The 1,365-nt window shown below is 68.5% G+C and carries 1 protein-coding gene; it reads left to right on the forward strand.

Features of this window, described 5'->3' with window-relative positions; genetic code table 11:
- Positions 1–227 precede the first annotated feature (227 nt).
- Positions 228–1,328: an IS110 family transposase gene (locus ACF08M_RS41655; protein WP_392190529.1), complete on the forward strand. Its 1,101-nt coding sequence runs from the start codon at positions 228–230 to the stop codon at positions 1,326–1,328.
- Positions 1,329–1,365 lie beyond the last annotated feature (37 nt).

Here is a 1,365-nt window from a genome sequence, read left to right on the forward strand (position 1 = left end):
GACAACTGTGAGGATCATGGTGTGCCGCAGGGGGCCGGAGCCTGACCCGTGCGACAACTGGCCGCAGCTGCCTTGGAGTAGAACTGTCGGCCCCGGCCTCCTGTGGTGCGTACTGCCGTCGGCCCGGTGAACGTGTCCCGATAGGGGCTTTGCTGCACAAAGCACCGTCACAGTTCTGACCGCCCACCGGACCGGTGTCAGCCACCAGAGCCAGTCCAAGGAGCCTCGTGACCGTCACCAGCATGCCCCAGCCGACGCTGCCCGCCGAGCGGGTCCCCGCCCCCGCGGAGGAGGCCGAGGACGTGATCCTGGGGGTGGACACCCACAAGGACGTCCATGTTGCCGCCGTCATCACGACCCTGGGTGCCTCGCTCGCTCAGCAGGAGTTCCCGACAACCGCCATCGGTTATCGCCAACTGCTCGCCTGGGCAAGGTCGTTCGGTGTCCTGCGTCGTGCCGGTGTCGAGTGCACCGGCTCCTTCGGAGCCGCGCTGACCCGGGTCCTGCGCCGGGAGGGCATCGACGTCGTCGAGATCAACCAGCCCGACCGTGCCACCCGGCGCAAACGCGGCAAGACAGACGCCATCGACGCGGACGCGGCCGCTCGTGCGGTGCTGTCCGGGCGTGCCACCACCGTGCCGAAGAGCGCGGACGGCCCCGTAGAGGACATGCGGGTCCTGCGGCTGGCCAAGGAATCGGCGGTCAAGGCCCGTACCCAGGCGCTGAACCAGCTCAAGGCCGTCCTCATGTCCATCGACCCGGATCTGCGCGAACTGCTCACCGGCCTGAGCAACCCTGCGCTGGTCGCCACCTGCGCGGCCCTCGACGTGGATCACCGGGGCGAGGCCGTCTTCACGATGCGCCTGCTCGCCCGCCGTGTCCAGCACCTGTCCGACGAGGTCAAAGAGCTCACCCGCCGCACCACCAGGGCCGTTCGTGCTTGCCGGCCCCAGATGCTGGACCTGGTCGGTGTCGGGCCCGACAGCGCCGCGGTCCTCCTCATTGCCGCAGGTGACAACCCCGACCGACTCGTCGACGAAGCATCCTTCGCCGCGTTGTGTGGTGTCAGCCCGGTCGAGCAGTCCTCCGGCAAGACACAGCGGCGGCGCCTGAACCGCGGTGGCCACCGTCAGGCCAACGCCGCCCTCTACCGCATCGTGCAGACCCGCATACGCTGGGACGAACGCACCCAGGAGTACCTGCGGCGACGCACCGCCGAGGGCATGTCCAAGCGCGAGATCATCCGGTGTCTGAAGCGGTATGTCGCCCGCGAGCTCTACCGGTACATCCAGCCCCGAGCCACCAACCAGGTGCCTTCTGCCGCTTGACGAAACATAGGGGCTTCTACGCCACCCACAAGACCCC

Origin of the sequence: Streptomyces sp. NPDC015032 (assembly GCF_043080425.1) — a bacterium.
GTDB lineage: Bacteria > Actinomycetota > Actinomycetes > Streptomycetales > Streptomycetaceae > Streptomyces.